Consider the following 17,784-nt stretch of genomic DNA (forward strand, 5'->3'; position numbering starts at 1 on the left):
GACGAATTAAAAAAGCCGCTTCTCATCAGAAGCGGCTTTTTTAATTCAGTTTTATTAATTGTTGGCCTATGTGCCGCAGTTGAAGTACTTGTCGTAGGCCGACTCTGGAATCAAGTTGAGCCGGCTCATTAGCTTGATTGGGCCCTTGAATAGCCGCAGAAACTGGTAGCTATTTGGGTAGTCGTGGAAAGTCTTGGGGGGGGCTGCCACGATTTCGTCAAACTCGGCGCGGGTCAGGCCCAGGCGCTTGATGCACAGCGCCACCACCGACTCATCCTCGATGGAATTAATGCGAGAAATGCGGTCCAAGGCCACCTCCCGGCTCATTTGGCCAGACCGCACCAGGGCCGAATAATTGAATAGCCGTCGGTCAATGTTGAACTTGATGCGGTTGAGGTAGTAAATAAGGCTTTGGTATAGGTCGTCGGCGTAGTGAGCGCCGGGGCTTTTCCAGGCCAGCTCGCGCACCAGCAACTCGTCTATTTCGGTGCGCACATAGTCCAGGTGGTAGAGCAAGGTCACGGTTTTGATACGCCGGATGAAAGCGTAGTAGAACATTTCCTTGATGCCAAGATTGAACCCCGGGTCGTTGGGCTGCCAGCGCCGCAGCGGCCCGGTGCCAAACTGCTTGTGCACGGCGCGCAGATAGCGGCCATCGAGAAAATTCCAGCTCAACGGAGCAATGCCTTCGGTGCGGAACGACTGCCCAATGACCATGTGCTGCAGGCCTTCCTTGGCGGCCACACCGTAGAGCGCCGTGGCGATGCCAAGGTCGGTGCCTTCTTCCATGTCGGGCACGGAGGCTTTCAGAAAAGCAATTTTCAGGTCTTTCGACTCGCGCCAGTCCGAGGTGATGGTGCGGAGCTCCACGCCCAGGCGCTGGCAGGTGCGCACCATGTTTTCGCCGGCGATAGGGTTGCCAAAGCCGTCGTTGAAGTGCACTGCCAGCGGGCGCAGCTTGAGCTGGGTCACGCAGTACCAGAGCGTGTAGGTGCTGTCGCGCCCGCCGCTCACGCCCACTACGCAGTCGTAGCGGCGGCCGCGGCCGGCCCGGCGCATGTCGTCGGCCAGGCGCTGCACAGTGCGGCGCCCGGCTTCGCCCAACGGGAAGGCGTGCTCCAACCGGTCGTGCAACTCACAAAAGCTGCACACGCCGGCCGCGTCGAAGGAAATGCCCGGCGCAGTTGTATCCATCACGCAGCGGCTGCACCGCTGGTAATCTTCCGGCGGGGCCGCCGATACGGAAGCTTCAACAGGACGTAATTGAGTAAGCAAGGGGTGGAAATGAAGGGGTGGCTGCGGAAGGAAAGGGCGGGTGGGCAGCAAAAGGAAGAACGAGGTAAGCTTAAAGACCGGGCATCTGGTCAAATTGGTAGCCTTTGCCCTGCAGCATGACGCCAATGTCGGTGCCGCGCTCGGGGCGGTGGGGGCGGGCCAGGTCGGCCACTACGAGTTGCCCGGCAAATTCATTGAAAACGCCTTGGGCCTGCACGCCGCTGGCATCAACCGCCAGGGAACACCCGACGCTTTTTTTTCCTTCGTAAGGGCCGCCCACGATGTAGCCCACCGACGTTGTCCCGACAACTACGACGTTATACAGCTTGGCCAAAATGGAAAAAGGACGGACCCATTTTTCCTGGTAGGGGTCGTGCTCTTCGGTGATGGAATAATCGACGGTCCAGGACGACGGCGCGATGATGAATTCAGCACCCATGCGGGCCAGGGTGTGGCCAATGGCTAAGCCGTCGATGTAGTTATCGGCGCAGATGTTTACCCCGATTTTGCCCAGGGGCGTGTCCACCACATTCAGGGTCTGGCCCACAGCATAGAAGGGCTGCTCCACCGAAAGCAAGTTAATTTTATGATACTTGACGATTATCTCGCCCTGGGAATTGATAAGAATTGCGGCGTTGTAGTTACGGCCATCGGCCGCACGCTCAGTAAGGCCAGCACATATGTAGATGCCGTGTTGGGCAGCGGCCTGGCACAGCAAGTCGCTGAAGGGCCCGGGAATGGGCTGGGCTTCGTAGAGCGCGCTGGGGTGCGTCCAGGCAAAGTCCAGGGTTTCGGGCAGCAGCACCAGGTCGCATTTTTCGGCAGCGGCTTGGGCAATCTGCTCTACCGCGCGGGCCAGGTTGCGGGCGGGCTCGCCTCCCTCCACCAGCAGCTGGCCCATGCCGATGCGCAGCGTGCCCAGGCTGGGCTGGGCAACGGGCGGGACGGGAGCCGCCGGAGAAGGCTTGAGGAAAGAGAAAATAGTCTTCACAGCTTGATGGTAGGAGGGTGGCGACGGACGAGCTATTTCGAAGATTTATTGGAAGTTACAAATAGGAGATTAAACCTTGTGTCCTCTGTTTTGTCGCCGCTATCCATTGGCGTTAAACGCGAGGTGCAGGCAATTAGAAGGTGTTAGCTGAGACGTTCTTTATAAGTATTTGTTATTCAGTGAGAAAAGCGATTTTTGCTTCGGTCTTGTCATGCATCAAAACAGATTAATTATGATTTTGAGAAATGCAATCTAGCTGACATGAAGTTTACATGAAACTGGAAAACGAATAGCACTTGGTGCTGACCAGTTAGGAATTCACGCGTCGCTGCGTAGAGCGTTTTCCGGGCCCGCGCTTCTAATGCCTATTTTTGCTCTTTCTGCTTCTTGTTATTTCCCTTATGTCCCTCGCCACCACCTATTCGCCCACCGACGTTGAAGCCAAATGGTACCAGCGTTGGCAGGAACAAGGCTTTTTCAAAGCGTCTCCCAACCCGAAAAAGGTCCCTTATACCGTAGTCATCCCGCCACCCAACGTAACCGGTGTGCTGCACATGGGCCACATGCTGAACAATACCATTCAGGATGTGCTGGTGCGCCGTGCGCGCATGCAGGGCAAAGAAGCCTGCTGGGTGCCCGGCACCGACCACGCCAGCATCGCCACCGAGGCCAAAGTAGTGGCCCAACTCAAGGAGCAAGGCATCGAGAAGCGCGACCTCACGCGCGACCAGTTCCTGAGCCACGCCTTCGACTGGAAAGAGAAGTACGGCGGCATTATATTGGAACAGCTCAAGCAGCTGGGCGCCTCCTGCGACTGGGACCGCACGCGCTTCACCATGGAGCCCGACCTGACCGAGGCCGTTTTGCGCGTGTTCGTTGATTTGTATAAGAAGGGTCTGATTTACCGCGGCGTGCGCATGGTTAACTGGGACCCTGAAGGCCGCACCGCAATCTCCGACGAAGAGGTGATTGCCAAGGACGTGCAGGCCAAAATGTTCTACCTCAACTACGCTGTAGTAGGGCAGGAGGGTCAGTTTCTGACCGTGGCCACGTCGCGGCCCGAAACCATCATGGCCGACGTGGCCGTGGCCGTGAACCCCACCGACCCGCGCTATGCCCATCTGGCTGGGGCCAGCGTGCGTATCCCGCTGTTGGGCCGCGAAATCCCGGTGATTTTCGACGAGTACGTATCGGTGGAATTTGGCACGGGCGCCCTGAAAGTGACGCCGGCGCACGACCTGAATGACTACGAACTGGGCCTAAAGCACAACCTGCCCGTAATCGACATTCTGGCCGACAACGGCACGCTCAACGAGAAAGCCGTGCTGTACGTGGGCCAGGACCGGTTTGCGGCGCGCAAGCAAATCACCAAGGATTTGCAGGAGGCCGGCTTGCTCGACAAAATCGAAGAGTACGCCAGCATCGTGCAGACTTCGGAGCGCACCAAGGCCGTAATTGAGCCAAAACTGAGCTTGCAGTGGTTCCTGAAAATGGAGCACCTCGCCAAACCCGCCCTGGAAGTGGTGGAAAACGACACCGTGCGCCTGCACCCGCCCAAGTTCAAGAACATGTACCGGGCCTGGATGGAGAACGTGCGCGATTGGTGCATCTCGCGCCAGCTGTGGTGGGGCCAGCAAATCCCGGCTTACTACCTGCCCGACGGCACCTTTGTGGTGGCCCTCACCGAGGAGGAGGCCTTGGTGCAGGCCCGCACGCAAAGCGGCAACCATGACCTGCAGCTCAGCGACCTGCGCCAAGACGAGGACGTGCTCGATACCTGGTTTTCGTCGTGGCTGTGGCCGATTTCGGTGTTTGATGGATTCAAAGACCCCGACAACGCCGACATCAATTATTTCTACCCTACCAACGACCTAGTGACGGGCCCGGACATCCTGTTCTTCTGGGTGGCCCGCATGATTATGGCCGGCCTGGAGTACCGCAAGGAAGTGCCGTTTAAAAACGTGTACCTCACCGGCATCGTGCGCGACGCCCAGGGCCGCAAGATGAGCAAGCAGCTCGGCAACTCGCCCGACCCGCTGGAGCTAATAGCCCAATACGGCGCCGACGGCGTGCGTACGGGCATGCTGTTCTCGGCGCCGGCCGGCAACGACTTGCTGTTCGACATCAAGCTCGTGGAGCAGGGCCGCAACTTCTCCAACAAGCTCTGGAACGCCTTCCGCCTCGTGAAAGGCTGGGAAGTGGACGCTGCGTTGCCCTTCGTGAACGAGAAGCCTGTGGCGTGGTTTAACGCCAAGCTGCAGGCCGCCATCGTGGAGCTCGACGACCACTTCGAGAAGTTCCGGATGAGCGACGCGCTGATGACGGTGTACAAGCTGGTGTGGGACGATTTCTGCTCCCAGTACCTGGAAATGGTGAAGCCCACTTACCAGCACCCCATCGACGCCGAAACGCTGCGCCACACCACCGCCTTCCTCGAAACGCTGCTCAAGCTGCTGCATCCTTTCATGCCCTTCATCACCGAAGAGCTGTGGCACGAGCTGGCCGAGCGCGGCCCCCGCGACTACGTGACGGTGGCGCCCTGGCCCAAAGCCTCGGCACCAGCCGATGCCGCTCAGACGCTGGCTGAAATGGAAAAGGCCCTGGCAGTAGTGGCGGGCATTCGCACCGTGCGCAACCAGAAAAACATTGGCCCCAACAAGCCCCTGGCCCTTGTGGCCAAGACCGACGAGCCCGCGCTGCTGACTAACTACGACGGCATCATCCGCAAACTCGGCAGCATTTCCGAAGTAACCTTCGCCGATGCGGGCCCTGCGGCCTCGGTCACCTTCGTGCTGGGCGGCAGCGAGTTCTTCATCCCGCTGGAAGGCCACATCGACATGGCGGCTGAACGCACGCGTTTGGAGAAAGAACTGGAGTATGCCCAGGGCTTCCGCGAGTCGGTGCAAAAGAAGTTGGGCAATGAGAAGTTCGCTCAGAATGCCAAGCCCGATGTACTCGAGCGGGAGCGCCAGAAGTTGGCCGACGCAGAAGCGAAAATCTCCGCCTTGGAGCAGTCATTACAAGCGCTGTAATTACTTTCGGAGCGAAAAAAAGGCCACTTCCTGGAGCAGGAAGTGGCTTTTTTATTTTACCAGTTATCGTAATCAAAATTCCAGCTCAATTTTTCCGAATGCTTGCTCGGTGTAGCATTCCGCTAATCAAAGCTACTGCGGGATGCCGCCGGGCTGTTTTTTCTGCAGCGGCGCCAGCTGGTGCTGCAGCTGGAACGTGACTTTTTCGCAATCCGCAAACCGCTTTTGGGCCAGTTGTAACTCTTTTTCGGTAGCTGACAGCTGTTGGTATAAATAACCGATGAGGCCCAGCGCCAGTACCAGGGCCCCCAGGACGATAATGTTTTTCATGTGGTTCTAAAAATGAAAAAAGAACGTCATGCTCATCTGGCTTTCGCGCAGCCGAGCATGACGTTCTGGAACGCTACGGTAGATTAAATAGCCATATTGGGGTCAAACTGCTCGAGGTAATCGGCCACCTTGCGCACAAACATGCCGCCCAGCGAACCGTCCACCACGCGGTGGTCGTAGCTGTGGCTCAGGAACATGAAGTGGCGGATGCCGATGAGGTCGCCCTGCGGCGTTTCAATCACGGCGGGCTTCTTCTTGATGGCGCCCACGGCCATGATGGCCACCTGCGGCTGCATAATGATGGGCGTGCCCATCACGTTGCCAAACGAGCCCACGTTGCTGAGGGTGTACGTACCTCCCTCCAGGTCTTCGGGCTTCAGCTTATTGATGCGGGCGCGGTTGGCCAGGTCGTTCACTTTTTTGGTCAGCCCATTCAGGTTGAGCTGGTCGGCGTTGTGAATGACCGGCACAATCAGGTTGCCGCTGGGTAGCGCCACCGCTACGCCAATGTTGATGTCGCGCTTCTTCACGATGTAGTCGCCGTCAATCGACACGTTAATCATCGGGAAGTCCTGGATGGCGCGGGCCACGGCCTGAATGAAGATGGGCGTGAAGGTGAGGTTTTCACCTTCGCGCTTCTTGTAGGCGTCCTTGTGCTTGTTGCGCCAGTTCACCAGGTCCGTCACATCGGCTTCCACGAAGCTGGTCACATGGGGCGAAATCCGCACCGAATCCACCATGCGCTGCGCAATCATCTTGCGCATGCGGTCCATTTCTATCAGCTCCTGGCCACCACTCACGCTCGGCGCGGGCTTGGTGCTGGGAGCGGCTGCGGGGGCGGCAGGAGCAGGCGTGGCAGTGGGCTGAGGCTGTGCAGCAGGAGCCACAGCGGCAGGTTGAGCTGGGGCAGCGGTGGGCGTCATCGCCTGTTTACCATTGGCTACGTAATCCAGAATGTCTTTTTTGGTCACGCGGCCTTCTTTGCCGGTGCCGGGCAAGTACTCCAGGTCTGTCATGCTCACGCCCTCTTCGCGGGCAATGCTCAGCACCAACGGCGAAAGGAAGCGGCCGGGCTGATGCACTGCATTGGTGGCGGGCTGCATGCCGCGTTGGGCTGCCTGTGGGTCGCCGGCTTCGGGCAGGTAAGGCACTTCGGCCACGCCAGCGTCTACGGGTACGCCGTTGCTGGAAGGAGCGGGAGCGGCTTGCGCAGCACCAGCAGGCGCAGCCGTTGCACCGGCCGAATCAGTTTCCATGATGGCGATGGGGGCGCCCACGGCTACCACTTGGCCTTCCTGCACCAGAATCTCCTGCAATACGCCCGCGTAAATGGCTGGCACTTCGGTATCTACTTTGTCGGTGGCCACTTCCAGTACCGATTCGTCCTGCTCAATCGTGTCGCCGACTTGCTTGAGCCATTTCAGGACGGTGCCTTCCATGATGCTTTCGCCCATTTTGGGCATCGTCATTTCCACTCGTGCCATATTAGGAGGGGTGTTTTGGGAATTAAGGGTGGGATGGGAATTTGGTGGGGCAAAGGTAGCCAGAAAGCCGAACGCCCCCGGCGCTTGGGGCGGCGGGGGCGTTCGAATTAGAATTAAGGACTAACTATATCGCGGGATGTGCGATGAAAGTGCTTGCGTTTCAGCTTGCGGCGAATGGCGGGCGGGATGGAACCGCCAGCTTGGTAGCGCTGAATGATGGCGGCCTCGTTCTCGGCGCTGTAGTCACCTGCCTTCAGCACGCTCGCAATCGCGAATCCGGTACTGGCCAGCGCATCCTGCCTCGCTTCCTGGGCAGTGCGGGGTCTGCCCATGCGTTCGGCATATAAGGCCGTGCTGGCTACGCTGTCCTTGGCTGCCTGCAAACCCTTGGCACTGCTGCGTTTCGCCCTAAACAATTTGTGCACGGCAAAAACAGTATCTCGGCCTTGGCAAAAGGCAGGTAACGAGCTGCCAAGCAGCAGGCCACCAACAAGCAAGAAAACTCTCATCAATTCGAGCTAGGCCAGAGTATAGTCAGTGAAAAGAGGCCAACCGGACCGTCAACAGTTGCAGCCTAATCCGATTTCTTTAATAGAGCCGAATCTGTGGAATGCCATCCTCACTCAAATCGCCTCCAGCTTCTGCAGCTCCTTTTTGGTATTCGGTAAAGCAGATTTTGCTGTTCGACGCAAATTTGCTGGCCGGGTCGTGAATGATAATCACATGGGGAAAGGTGCCAAACTCCTTGCCTTCATACAGCAAGGTCTTTTTAATACCTAGGTCAGGTTTGTTGACCACATCTACATATATGGACCGGCCCACGCCTTTGGGGCCTGGTTTGGCGTAGAGCACCGTGGTTTCAATGTTGCCATTGCAGGATTCAGCGCAGCCATCAAGCAAAAAGCTAGTGCTCAAGAAGAGGCAAAATGTAAGTAGCTTTTTCATAGTCGGGATAAATCAAAATTGAGCCAACAGCAACGCCTAACCAAATATGATTAGGCGTTGCTGTTGACTCAAAATAGGAAGCTTAAATCGATGAGAAATCGAATGACTGCTCCAGAAAAGCCGTCGTGAAATTGCCTTCGCGGAACTGCTCGTTATCCATCAGCGCGAGGTGGAAGGGGATGGTCGTTTTCACGCCTTCTACCACAAACTCGCTTAGGGCGCGCTTCATCTTCACGATGCACTCTTCACGGGTTTGGGCCACGGTGATGAGCTTGGCAATCATCGAGTCGTAGTTGGGCGGGATGGTGTAGCCCGCGTACACGTGCGTATCCACGCGCACGCCGTGGCCGCCGGGAATGTGCAGGGTGGTGATTTTGCCGGGAGCCGGGCGGAACCCGTTGCGCGGGTCTTCGGCGTTGATGCGGCACTCCATGGCGTGCATCTTCGGGAAGTAGTTCTTGCCCGAAATCGGGATGCCCGCGGCCACCTTGATTTGTTCTTTAATGAGGTCGTAGTTAATGATTTCCTCGGTCACGGGATGCTCCACCTGAATGCGGGTGTTCATCTCCATGAAGTAGAAATCACGGTTGGCATCCACCAGGAATTCAATGGTGCCCACGCCCTCGTAGCCAATGGCCGCAGCGCCGGCAATGGCCGCTTTGCCCATTTTCTCGCGTAGCGCGTCGGTCATAAACGGGGAAGGCGCTTCCTCCACCAGCTTCTGGTGGCGGCGCTGGATGCTGCAGTCGCGTTCCGAAAGGTGGGCTACGTGGCCGAACTGGTCGCCCACAATCTGCACTTCGATGTGGCGGGGCTCCACCACAAACTTCTCCAGGTACATGCCGTCGTTGCCGAAGGCGGCTTTAGACTCCGTGCGGGCGTCGTCCCAGGCTTTCTGGAATTCGTCGTCGCTGTGGATAATGCGCATGCCGCGCCCGCCGCCGCCAGCCGTGGCCTTCAGAATAACGGGGTATTTAATTTTGTTGGCAATCTTCTTGCCCTGCTCCACCGAGTCGAGCAAACCCACCGAGCCAGGAATGCAGGGCACGCCGGCTTTAATCATCGTGGCTTTGGCAGTAGCCTTGTCGCCCATCTGATTAATCATCTCGGGCGCGGCCCCGATGAACTTGATGCCGTTCTCGGCGCAAATGCGCGAGAATTCTGCGTTCTCCGAGAGGAATCCGTAGCCGGGGTGAATGGCGTCGGCGTTGGTGATTTCGGCTGCCGAAATCAGGTTGGGCATGCTCAGGTACGATTGCGACGAGGCGGGCGGGCCGATGCACACGGCTTCGTCGGCAAATTTTACGTGCAGGCTTTCCTTGTCAGCGGTTGAGTACACGGCCACCGTCTTGATGCCCATTTCCTTGCAGGTGCGGATAATGCGCAGGGCAATTTCGCCCCGGTTGGCGATGAGTATTTTCTTGAACATGGGTGGGATAGTCAGGAATAAAAAAACTGTCATCCTGAGCGGAGCGAAGGACCCTATCAAGTCAGAACAAGTCGTTCAAACATGATAAGGTCCTTCGCTCCACTCAGGATGACAGGCGTATTAACTACTCAATCAAAAACAAAGGCTGGTCGTACTCCACCGGGGTAGCATTTTCCACCAGGGCCTTCACGATGCGGCCGCTTTCTTCGGCTTCGATTTCGTTGAAAAGCTTCATGGCTTCGATAATGCAGATAACCTGGCCTTTTTCCACCATATCACCTACTTGCACGAAGGCTGGAGCATCGGGGCCGCTGCTGCGATAGAACGTACCAATCATGGGCGCTTTCAGGGACTTGTGGTTAGCAGCGGGCGCTGCTTCTGCGGGCGCCGCGGAAGCCGCGGGGGCAGGAGCCGGAGCTGCAATCTGAGCCGGGGCAGGCGCGTGGGTATGGGCCGGAGCGGCCATACTCACTACTTGTTTGGTATTGGGGTCACGCTGCACCGAAATCTTGAATTCCTCGGTTTCAATGTTAACCTTGTTGAGGCCTGATTTGGAGATAAAATCGAGCAGTTCCTGTATTTCTTTGGCTTTCATGGCAGCGTCCTTTTTGGGCGAATCCTTACTTGACTCTTTCGACATAAGCGTAGTTGCGGGTGTCCACCCGAATTTTGGTGTCCTGGTCGATGAACAGCGGCACCTGGATGCGGGCGCCGGTTTCAACCGTGGCGGGCTTCAGGGTGTTGGTAGCCGTGTCGCCCTTCAGGCCGGGCTCGGTATACGTTACCATCAGCTCAACGGTGGTGGGCAGTTCGGCGGTGAGGGGCTGCTCGGTTTCGGCGTGCATCAGGATGGTTACTTCCTGGCCTTCCTTCATGAGGTCGGCAAAGGGCACCATGGCGTCGGGCAGCACAATTTGCTCAAAGGTGCTGGTGTCCATGAACGTGTAGCCGTAGTCGTCCTTGTAAATGAACTGGTGGGGGCGTTGCTCTACGCGGGCCGTTTCCACTTTCACCCCGGCGTTGAAGGTGTTGTCGATAACGCGGCCGGTCTTGATGTTACGCAGCTTGGTCCGCACAAAGGCCGGGCCTTTGCCGGGCTTTACGTGCTGAAATTCGGTAATGACGTGCAGCTCGTTGTTGTAATTAAGAACGAGCCCGTTGCGGAAGTCGGCGGTACTTGCCATGGCTTTAAAATCTATTAGCGTATAGCACGGGGCTAATAGCTGGTTTGGATGGGAAAGAAATGTAATTCAGCGCAAAGGATGCAAAGCTAACAGCTATTAGCTTCTGGCTACCGCTGCGCCATCATACGCCCATTTGATATAGATGGAGCCCCAGGTGAATCCACCCCCAAAGGCGGCCAGCACCAGGTTGTCGCCGCGCTTGAGCTGGCTTTCGTAGTCGGCCAGGCACAGCGGAATGGTGGCGTTGGTGGTGTTGCCGTAGCGGTGAATGTTGAGCATCACTTTCTCGGGGCCCACACCCATGCGGTTGGCCGTGGCGTCGATGATGCGCTTGTTGGCCTGGTGCGGTACCAGCCAGGCCACGTCGTCCTTGCTGAGGTGGTTGCGCTCCATTACCTGCGCGGCCACGTCGGCCATGCTCTTCACGGCAAACTTGAACACCGTGGCACCCTCCTGGTAGATGAAGTGCTCCTTGGCGTCCACGGTGGCGTGCGACGGGGGGCGGCGGCTGCCGCCGGCTTTCTGGTGCAGGTAGGCCTCGCCGCTGCCGTCGGTGCGCAGCACGTGGTCGAGCAGGCCGTAGCCCTCGGTGTTGGGCTCCAAAAGCACTGCCGCGGCACCATCGCCGAACAGGATGCAGTTGGCGCGGTCCGTGTAGTCCACAATGGACGACATTTTATCCGCACCCACCACAATTACCTTCTTGTAGGTGCCCGCCTGAATGAACTGTGAACCCGTAGCTAATGCAAATAGGAAGCTGGAGCACGCTGCGTTCAAATCGTAGCTGAACGCCTTGGTGATGCCCACGCCATTGGAAATGATGTTGGCCGTAGCCGGAAACAGCACGTCGGGGGTGGTGGTGGCGCAAATCAGGAGGTCAATGTCCTCCGGATTGGTGCCGGTTTTATCCAGCAATTGCTGCACCGCTTTGATGCCCATCACGGACGCGCCCTGGTTTTCACCCTTCAATATGCGGCGTTCCTTAATGCCGGTGCGGGACATAATCCACTCATCGGTGGTATCCACCAGCTTTTCAAGCTCAGCATTGGTAAGCACATATTCGGGCACATAAGCGCCCACGCCGGTGATGGCAGCAGTAATCTTCATACGGGCAAAAGTAGGCGTGGTAAGCGAGAAATGGGCATCGCAACAGAAAAAAGCGCGACCATTTCGCGCTAAAGGTGCCGCCAGGGGTGCCAGGGAGTTATAAGAAAAATCCGGCCGGGGCCGGAAGTTTCCCCTTCGCTTAAAGCTGGAGTTATGACTTAAATGTAGCCTTTATTTGGTCGACAATGCCGGAATCCGCCATGTTGTAGCCCTGCACCAACATGTTGCAGATAGCCAGCGGCGTGCTCCGGCCGTGGCCGATGATGGCGTTGTCGTTGATACCCAGGATGGGCGAGCCGCCCACGGCCTCGTAGTTGAACTTGTCGAAGAACGGGTCGTGAATCTGCTTTTCGTCCATCATCTCGTAGATGGACTCGGCCATTTTCAGCAAAATGTTGCCGGTGAAGCCATCGCAGACCACTACGTCGGCCTTTTCGTTGAACATGTCGCGGCCTTCGATATTGCCCACGAAATGAATGTGCGGGTTGGCTTTCAGCAGCTGATGAGCGGCTTGAGTGTTGGGGGTGCCCTTGCCTTCTTCTTCGCCCAGGTTTACCAGCCCAACTTTGGGCTCGGCAATGCCCAGCACGTACTGCGCATACAGGGAGCCCAGCTCACCAAACTGCTCGAGCATTTCGGGTTTGCATTCGGCATTGGCGCCCACGTCGAGCAGGATGCCGAACTTGTCTTTTAGCTTGGGAACGAAGTTGGCAATGGCCGGGCGAATCACGCCGGGCACGGCCTTCACCGTGAACATGGCCCCAACGAGCATGGCGCCCGTGTTGCCCGCCGAGCAAAATGCATCGACCTCGCCCGCCAGCAGCAGCTTGTAGCCCACGGCAATGCTGGAGTCCTGCTTTTGTTGGAAGGCTTTGGCCGGGTGCTCGGCCATTTCGATAATCTGCGTCGCAGGCACGAATTCGAGGGCGGCACCGGCGGGGCCGGCTGCTTGGAGCAGGGGCCGCACGGCGTCTTCCTGACCAATGAGGACGATGGTGGCCCGGCCGGCGAGTTCTTCGGCGGCCAGCAGGGCACCCGCCACGGCGGCTTGGGGAGCGAAATCGCCGCCCATTGCGTCGAGGGCTATTTTCATGTAGGAGGTGTTTGGGGAGGTCAGGGAAAGGGGTAGTAACTACAAGTCCGGCCCCGCTGGCTTAAAAAAGGAGCGAAGCCGGACCGTAAGGTACCGCGAATTAACAACCTGACGCGCTATTCGTCGTCGCCGGTGGTATCGGCAGCGGGAGCAGAGCTCACCTTCGAGTAGTTTTTGATGGCCAGCTGGCCGTTGTGGTACAGGTCGCCGTCTACTACATAGGCCTTGTGGCGCAGGTGCAGTTCGCCCGTGTTGGGGCACAAGGTAACGGCCTTCGGGGTAAGCTTGTAGTGCGTGCGACGCTTATCGCGAACGGAGGAAGAGGTGCGGCGCTTAGGATGAGCCATGGGTTTGTTGAATTAGGGAATTTGAAGTAACGGTGAACGAGTGGGGCGCGACTCGGGGCGCTTAGTTGAGGTTGCGCAGGGCGGCCCAACGCGGGTCGGCCGGCTCGTCGTCATCGGGCGCATCATCGGCAGGACGGGTGCTGAAGATGAGCTTGGTGGGAGCGTCGGGGTTGTCGTCGGCTTCGTCCTGGAAGCGCGGGTGCAGCTTCTTCATGGGCAGCGCCAGGCCGATGTAATCGTACAGGTGCTGGGCCAGGGGCAAAGACTGGGTTTCGGGCGTGATTTGCAGCACGTTGTCGTCCAGTTCCTTGTTCTCGTCGCCGAAGCGCACCAAGAGCTGCTCCTCGATGTCCAGCGGCTGGTCGAACTCGTCGAGGCTGCGGTCACAGGTCAGGCGCACGGTGCCGGTGATGTGAAAATTCAGGGTGAGGAGCCGCTCGGTTTTGATTAGCTCAACGTCGGCGTGCAGGTTGCCTTGCTCCACCAGGGGCTGGTCGAATAAGGCAAAAAAGTCGGGACCCAACTCAAATTCAAAATGGTGCGTTTTCAGCGCCAGCTTGGCAAGATTGAGGTCGAATTGGCTTTCTTTTTTCACGGTCGGCTTGATAGCAGGGGGCAAAAGTAGTGAAATTCCGGCTTTTTGCCAAAAGATAAGCCCAACTTTCTTAGCGTTTTCACCCAGCTAGAGCCGGTGTTTACGCTGAGGGTCAGCTCATCTCTGGCAAAATGTGCAGCTCACTATACGTAGCTCACTTTTTATTGATGCCCGATAATATCCCCTTTGGCTACCGAGCCGAACGCGGCTGGGCATCTTCCCAGCGCTGCCGCCACACCTCGCAGGCCAGGTAAACCGCCGCTCGAAACGACGCTTCGCTGGCTTTGAACTGTCCTGCTAAGCTGTACGCTGTGCCATGGTCAGGAGAGGTGCGCACCACTGGCAGGCCCGCCGTGAAGTTCACGCCGCGCTCAAATGCCATCAGCTTAAAAGGAATCAAGCCTTGGTCGTGGTAAAGTGCCAGGGTGGCGTCGAACTGCCGGAACTGCTGGGTGCCGAAGTAGCCATCGGCCGGGAAGGGGCCAAAAACCAAGTGACCTTCCTGAGCAAACTGCTGGATGACGGGCGTCACGATATCACCTTCCTCGCTACCCAGCAGGCCGTTTTCGCCGGCGTGGGGGTTGAGGCCCAGCACCGCGATGCGCGGCTTGAGAATGCCGAAATCCTGCGTGAGCGATTTGAGCAGCAAGGTGATTTTGGTGCGCAGCAGCTCCGAAGTAAGGCGCCCGGGCACATCCTTGAGCGGGATATGACCCGTGACGGTGGCAATGCGCAGGCCACCTTCGTCCACGAGGAACATCAGGCTCTCCGGCGCTCCGAAAAACGTGGTCAGGAACTCGGTGTGGCCAGGGTAGCGAAATTCGTCGGACTGGGTGTTGTCCTTGCTAATGGGCGCCGTGACGAGGGCATCGAGCTTGCCAGCTTTGAGGTCGCGGCTGGCGGCCAACAGGCTTTCGCGGGCTGCCTGACCCGTGGCAGGCGAGGGCTTGCCGGGCGCAAGGACAAAGTCCTCTTCCCAGCACGTGACGGCGTTGAGCCGGCCGGGAGCAATATCGGCCGCGTCCCGCAACTGCCGGAAGGTGAGGTGCTCGGCATCGGGGTCAACCGGGAAATCGTCAAACAGCGCTGTGGCCGTGCCGTAAATAACCGGGGTGCAAATCTTGAGCAGCCGCTCGTCGAGCAGCGTTTTGTAAATAACCTCGGGGCCGATGCCGGCAAGGTCGCCGACCGAAAAGCCTAAGCGGGGAAGGGAGGGGGGCATTGTACTAATCTAGAACGTCAGGCAAAAAGAACGTCATGCTAAGTGTAGCGAAGCATCTCTACCGCTTCTACTGTCAACCTGAGCAGCGCGAAGGGCCTTCTCACGGCTGAACAATTCGTTTCAACGTGATAAGATGCTTCGCTGCACTCTGCATGACAGACGGCGCGAGCGAGATGCTTCGACAAGCTCAGCATGACGGCTATTTATTCAATTGATTGGTCAGGAACTGGTACAGCAAGCGCACGCCGGTGCCCGTACCGCCTTTGCCGCGGTAGCTTTCGGCTGCCGTGAGGAAGGCGGGGCCGGCGATGTCGAGGTGCAACCAGGGGTAAGCCTCGGCGAAGCGCTCCAGGAACTTGGCGGCGGAGATTTGGCCGGCTTCGCCCTTGCCCAGGTTGCTCAGGTCAGCGATGTCAGACTTGATGTGGTCGGCGTACTCGTCCCACAGCGGAAACTCTACCAGCCGCTCGTGGACGCGGTAGCCGGCAGCGGTAAGCTCCTGCTTGGTGGCAACATCGGCAGTGCCCATCACGGCCGAGGCTTCGGTGCCTAGAGCGCGCACGGCGGCGCCGGTGAGCGTAGCAAGGTCGATGACTAGTTCGGGGTTGTATTTCTTGGCGAAGCTCAGGGCGTCGGCGAGAAGCAGGCGGCCTTCGGCATCGGTGTTTTTTACTTCAACGGTGAGGCCGCTGTGCATGGTGATGACGTCGCCGGGAGCATAGGCCAGGCCGCCGGGGCGGTTGTCGGTGGCCGGCACCAGGCCGATGACGTGCAACGGAACGTTGTTTTTTGCGAGGGCGTAGAGCGTGCCGGCCACGGCCGCGCCGCCCGCCATGTCGCACTTCATCATGTCCATGCTATTTGGCGTGGGCTTGAGGCTGAGGCCGCCGGTGTCAAACACCACGCCTTTGCCCACCAGCACGTAGGGCTTGGCGTTTTGGGCGCCGGCAGGCTTCCACTCCAGGATGCTGAAGGTGGGCGGCTCGGGCGAGCCCAGGTTCACGGCCAGCAGACCGCCCATGCGCAAGGCTTCGATTTTGGGCAGGTCGAGGATGTCGGTGGTGTAGCCGGCTTCGTCGCCGGCGGTGGCGATGCTCTCGGCTAGCTGCAGGGCGTTGAGCTTATTGAGCGGGGCATTGACCAGGTTGCGGGCCAGGAACACGCCTTGCAGCAGGCCGTCGAGTTCGGCGATGGCGGCCGGTGTGGCGGCGTCGCCAACCACAGAAACAGTGGTGAGGCTGGCGGCCTTGCGCGATTTCTCGTCGGTTTTGTAGCCTTCAAACTGGTAGGCTGTCAGGGCTAGGCCTTCGGCTAGCAGCAGGGCGGCGTCGGGTGTGTCGCTCAGGTTGTGAATGAACAGCTCGGCTACTTTTTCTTTCTTGAGCTGGGCGTGCAGGGAATTGCCGCTTCGGCGCAGGGCCTCGGCTACCTGCTCGGGGGTAGGCTTGTTGGCCAGTACCACAAAGAAGTGGTGATGGCTGAAGTGATTGAGGTGAACGAGCTTCTGGTCGTCGGCGAGGGCCGCAGTCACGTATTGCTGGGCTTCGGCCGAAAGGTCGCCGGCGGCGCCGGCAGGCAGGGCAGAAACCCCGTGCGACAAAATGAATACCTGCGAAGATTGGGCCGGTGCGGTGGCCGCGTGGGCAAGGACTAGGGACATGAGCGGGAGTGAAGGCCGTAGATTTGAGGCCGCAAGGTACTGTTTAGGTGGCGAGGTTTTGACAGAACGCATAGGAACGTCAGGCTGAGCCGCTCGAAGCAGTGTTACCGTCTCGGTAAACGGCTTTGATTCTTTGCGTACTAGCGTTGTTGGGCTGGCGCCTTCCTTCAGTTGGGCCGAGCCGACACCGCGTTTTGTTTCCTTCTTAATAGATCCCTGTGAATACCGTTCGCCCCAAAAAACACCTCGGCCAACACTTCCTGGCTGACCCCAACATTGCCCGCCGCATCGTGGCTGCCCTGCAGCTGCCCGATGGCGTGGGCCAGGTGCTCGAAATTGGGCCCGGCATGGGGGTGCTCACGCAGTATTTGCTGGAAAACCCAGCCTACCAGACCAGCGTGGTGGAAATCGATACCGAGTCGGTGGCCTACCTAAAGGCCCACTACCCAGCGCTGGCAGACCGCATCTACGCCACCGACTTCCTGCGGCAGGACCTGAGCACGATGTTCCCGGACCAGCCGCTGGCCATTATCGGCAACTTTCCCTACAATATCAGCAGCCAGATATTTTTCCAGGTGCTGGCCAATCGCCAGCAGGTGCGCGAAGTGGTGGGCATGATTCAGAAGGAAGTAGCCCAGCGCCTGGCCGAGCCGCCCGGCTCCAAAACCTACGGCATTCTGAGCGTGCTTCTGCAGGCTTATTATAAAATCGAGTACCTGTTTACGGTACCGCCGCACGTGTTTGTGCCGCCGCCCAAAGTGGAGTCGGCCGTGGTGCGCCTCACACGCAACGAAACCCAGCAGCTTGACTGCGACGAGAAGCTGTTTTTCCGGGTCGTGAAGCAGGCGTTTCAAACGCGGCGCAAGACCCTGCGCAATGCGTTGAAGCCCTTCGGCCTGCCTCCAGAGGCCACGACGGATGCCATATTCGAGAAGCGGGCCGAGCAATTAGGTGTGGCCGAATTTGTTGGGCTGACCCAGCGCATCGGGCAGCACAATGCGGGCTTGAGCGCCGCCCTGCCCGATTTGGACCTGAACGACCTATCTGAATAGTATTGCTGTAGCGCGGACTTTGTAGTCCGCGTCCCCGG

Annotated in this window: 17 protein-coding genes; 2 read left to right on the plus strand and 15 right to left on the minus strand. The window is 58.4% G+C overall.

Annotated features, from left to right (window positions below):
* Nucleotides 1–66: 66 nt before the first annotated feature.
* Nucleotides 67–1,275 (minus strand): N-acetyl sugar amidotransferase, encoded by a 1,209-nt coding sequence (locus LJ738_RS04940; RefSeq protein WP_227785202.1) that lies wholly within the window; start codon nt 1,273–1,275, stop codon nt 67–69.
* A gap of 70 nt (nt 1,276–1,345) precedes the next feature.
* The gene (locus LJ738_RS04945) at nt 1,346–2,266 is read right to left on the minus strand and encodes a carbon-nitrogen hydrolase family protein (RefSeq protein WP_227785203.1); all 921 of its coding nucleotides are present in this window, start codon (nt 2,264–2,266) and stop codon (nt 1,346–1,348) included.
* A gap of 401 nt (nt 2,267–2,667) precedes the next feature.
* Between LJ738_RS04945 and LJ738_RS04950 the strand changes: the two genes are divergently transcribed.
* Nucleotides 2,668–5,298: a valine--tRNA ligase gene (locus tag LJ738_RS04950; protein WP_227785204.1), complete on the plus strand. Its 2,631-nt coding sequence runs from the start codon at nt 2,668–2,670 to the stop codon at nt 5,296–5,298.
* 132 nt (nt 5,299–5,430) lie between these two features.
* Here LJ738_RS04950 and LJ738_RS04955 read toward each other — a convergent pair whose 3' ends face one another.
* From LJ738_RS04955 to LJ738_RS05015, 13 genes are all read right to left on the minus strand, one after another.
* Nucleotides 5,431–5,628 carry a hypothetical protein gene (locus LJ738_RS04955; RefSeq protein WP_068194490.1) on the minus strand — a complete coding sequence of 66 codons (198 nt, stop codon included), beginning with the start codon at nt 5,626–5,628 and terminating at the stop codon, nt 5,431–5,433.
* An 83-nt stretch (nt 5,629–5,711) separates the two neighbouring features.
* Nucleotides 5,712–7,112 (minus strand): dihydrolipoamide acetyltransferase family protein, encoded by a 1,401-nt coding sequence (locus tag LJ738_RS04960; protein ID WP_227785205.1) that lies wholly within the window; start codon nt 7,110–7,112, stop codon nt 5,712–5,714.
* A 113-nt stretch (nt 7,113–7,225) separates the two neighbouring features.
* Nucleotides 7,226–7,621, minus strand: a complete 396-nt coding sequence (locus LJ738_RS04965) for a hypothetical protein (RefSeq protein WP_227785206.1) — start codon at nt 7,619–7,621, stop codon at nt 7,226–7,228.
* Nucleotides 7,622–7,700: 79 nt separating this feature from the next.
* Nucleotides 7,701–8,057: a hypothetical protein gene (locus LJ738_RS04970; RefSeq protein ID WP_227785207.1), complete on the minus strand. Its 357-nt coding sequence runs from the start codon at nt 8,055–8,057 to the stop codon at nt 7,701–7,703.
* Between the two features lie 82 nt (nt 8,058–8,139).
* On the minus strand, nt 8,140–9,486 hold the full coding sequence (gene accC, locus LJ738_RS04975) for an acetyl-CoA carboxylase biotin carboxylase subunit (protein WP_227785208.1): 1,347 nt from the start codon (nt 9,484–9,486) through the stop codon (nt 8,140–8,142).
* A gap of 124 nt (nt 9,487–9,610) precedes the next feature.
* Nucleotides 9,611–10,081, minus strand: a complete 471-nt coding sequence (accB, locus tag LJ738_RS04980) for an acetyl-CoA carboxylase biotin carboxyl carrier protein (protein ID WP_227785209.1) — start codon at nt 10,079–10,081, stop codon at nt 9,611–9,613.
* A gap of 25 nt (nt 10,082–10,106) precedes the next feature.
* Nucleotides 10,107–10,670 (minus strand): elongation factor P, encoded by a 564-nt coding sequence (efp, locus tag LJ738_RS04985; protein WP_068194505.1) that lies wholly within the window; start codon nt 10,668–10,670, stop codon nt 10,107–10,109.
* Nucleotides 10,671–10,766: 96 nt separating this feature from the next.
* The gene (locus tag LJ738_RS04990; RefSeq protein WP_227785210.1) at nt 10,767–11,777 is read right to left on the minus strand and encodes a beta-ketoacyl-ACP synthase III; all 1,011 of its coding nucleotides are present in this window, start codon (nt 11,775–11,777) and stop codon (nt 10,767–10,769) included.
* A 151-nt stretch (nt 11,778–11,928) separates the two neighbouring features.
* Complete coding sequence (plsX, locus tag LJ738_RS04995; RefSeq protein ID WP_227785211.1) at nt 11,929–12,870, minus strand: phosphate acyltransferase PlsX; 942 nt, start codon at nt 12,868–12,870, stop codon at nt 11,929–11,931.
* A 116-nt stretch (nt 12,871–12,986) separates the two neighbouring features.
* Nucleotides 12,987–13,217 carry a 50S ribosomal protein L32 gene (rpmF, locus tag LJ738_RS05000; protein WP_068194512.1) on the minus strand — a complete coding sequence of 77 codons (231 nt, stop codon included), beginning with the start codon at nt 13,215–13,217 and terminating at the stop codon, nt 12,987–12,989.
* Between the two features lie 61 nt (nt 13,218–13,278).
* Entirely contained in the window at nt 13,279–13,836 is a 558-nt protein-coding gene (locus LJ738_RS05005) for a YceD family protein (RefSeq protein ID WP_227785212.1), read from the minus strand.
* 166 nt (nt 13,837–14,002) lie between these two features.
* A complete protein-coding gene (pdxA, locus tag LJ738_RS05010; protein ID WP_227785213.1) occupies nt 14,003–15,034 on the minus strand; it encodes a 4-hydroxythreonine-4-phosphate dehydrogenase PdxA in 1,032 nt (343 codons plus the stop codon).
* Between the two features lie 199 nt (nt 15,035–15,233).
* Nucleotides 15,234–16,694, minus strand: a complete 1,461-nt coding sequence (locus LJ738_RS05015) for a leucyl aminopeptidase family protein (protein ID WP_227785214.1) — start codon at nt 16,692–16,694, stop codon at nt 15,234–15,236.
* A gap of 218 nt (nt 16,695–16,912) precedes the next feature.
* Between LJ738_RS05015 and rsmA the strand changes: the two genes are divergently transcribed.
* Nucleotides 16,913–17,746, plus strand: a complete 834-nt coding sequence (gene rsmA, locus LJ738_RS05020) for a 16S rRNA (adenine(1518)-N(6)/adenine(1519)-N(6))-dimethyltransferase RsmA (protein ID WP_227785215.1) — start codon at nt 16,913–16,915, stop codon at nt 17,744–17,746.
* The last annotated feature ends 38 nt before the right edge of the window (nt 17,747–17,784 follow it).

Source organism: Hymenobacter plasmatis (assembly GCF_020711255.1).
Classification (GTDB): Bacteria; Bacteroidota; Bacteroidia; order Cytophagales; family Hymenobacteraceae; genus Hymenobacter.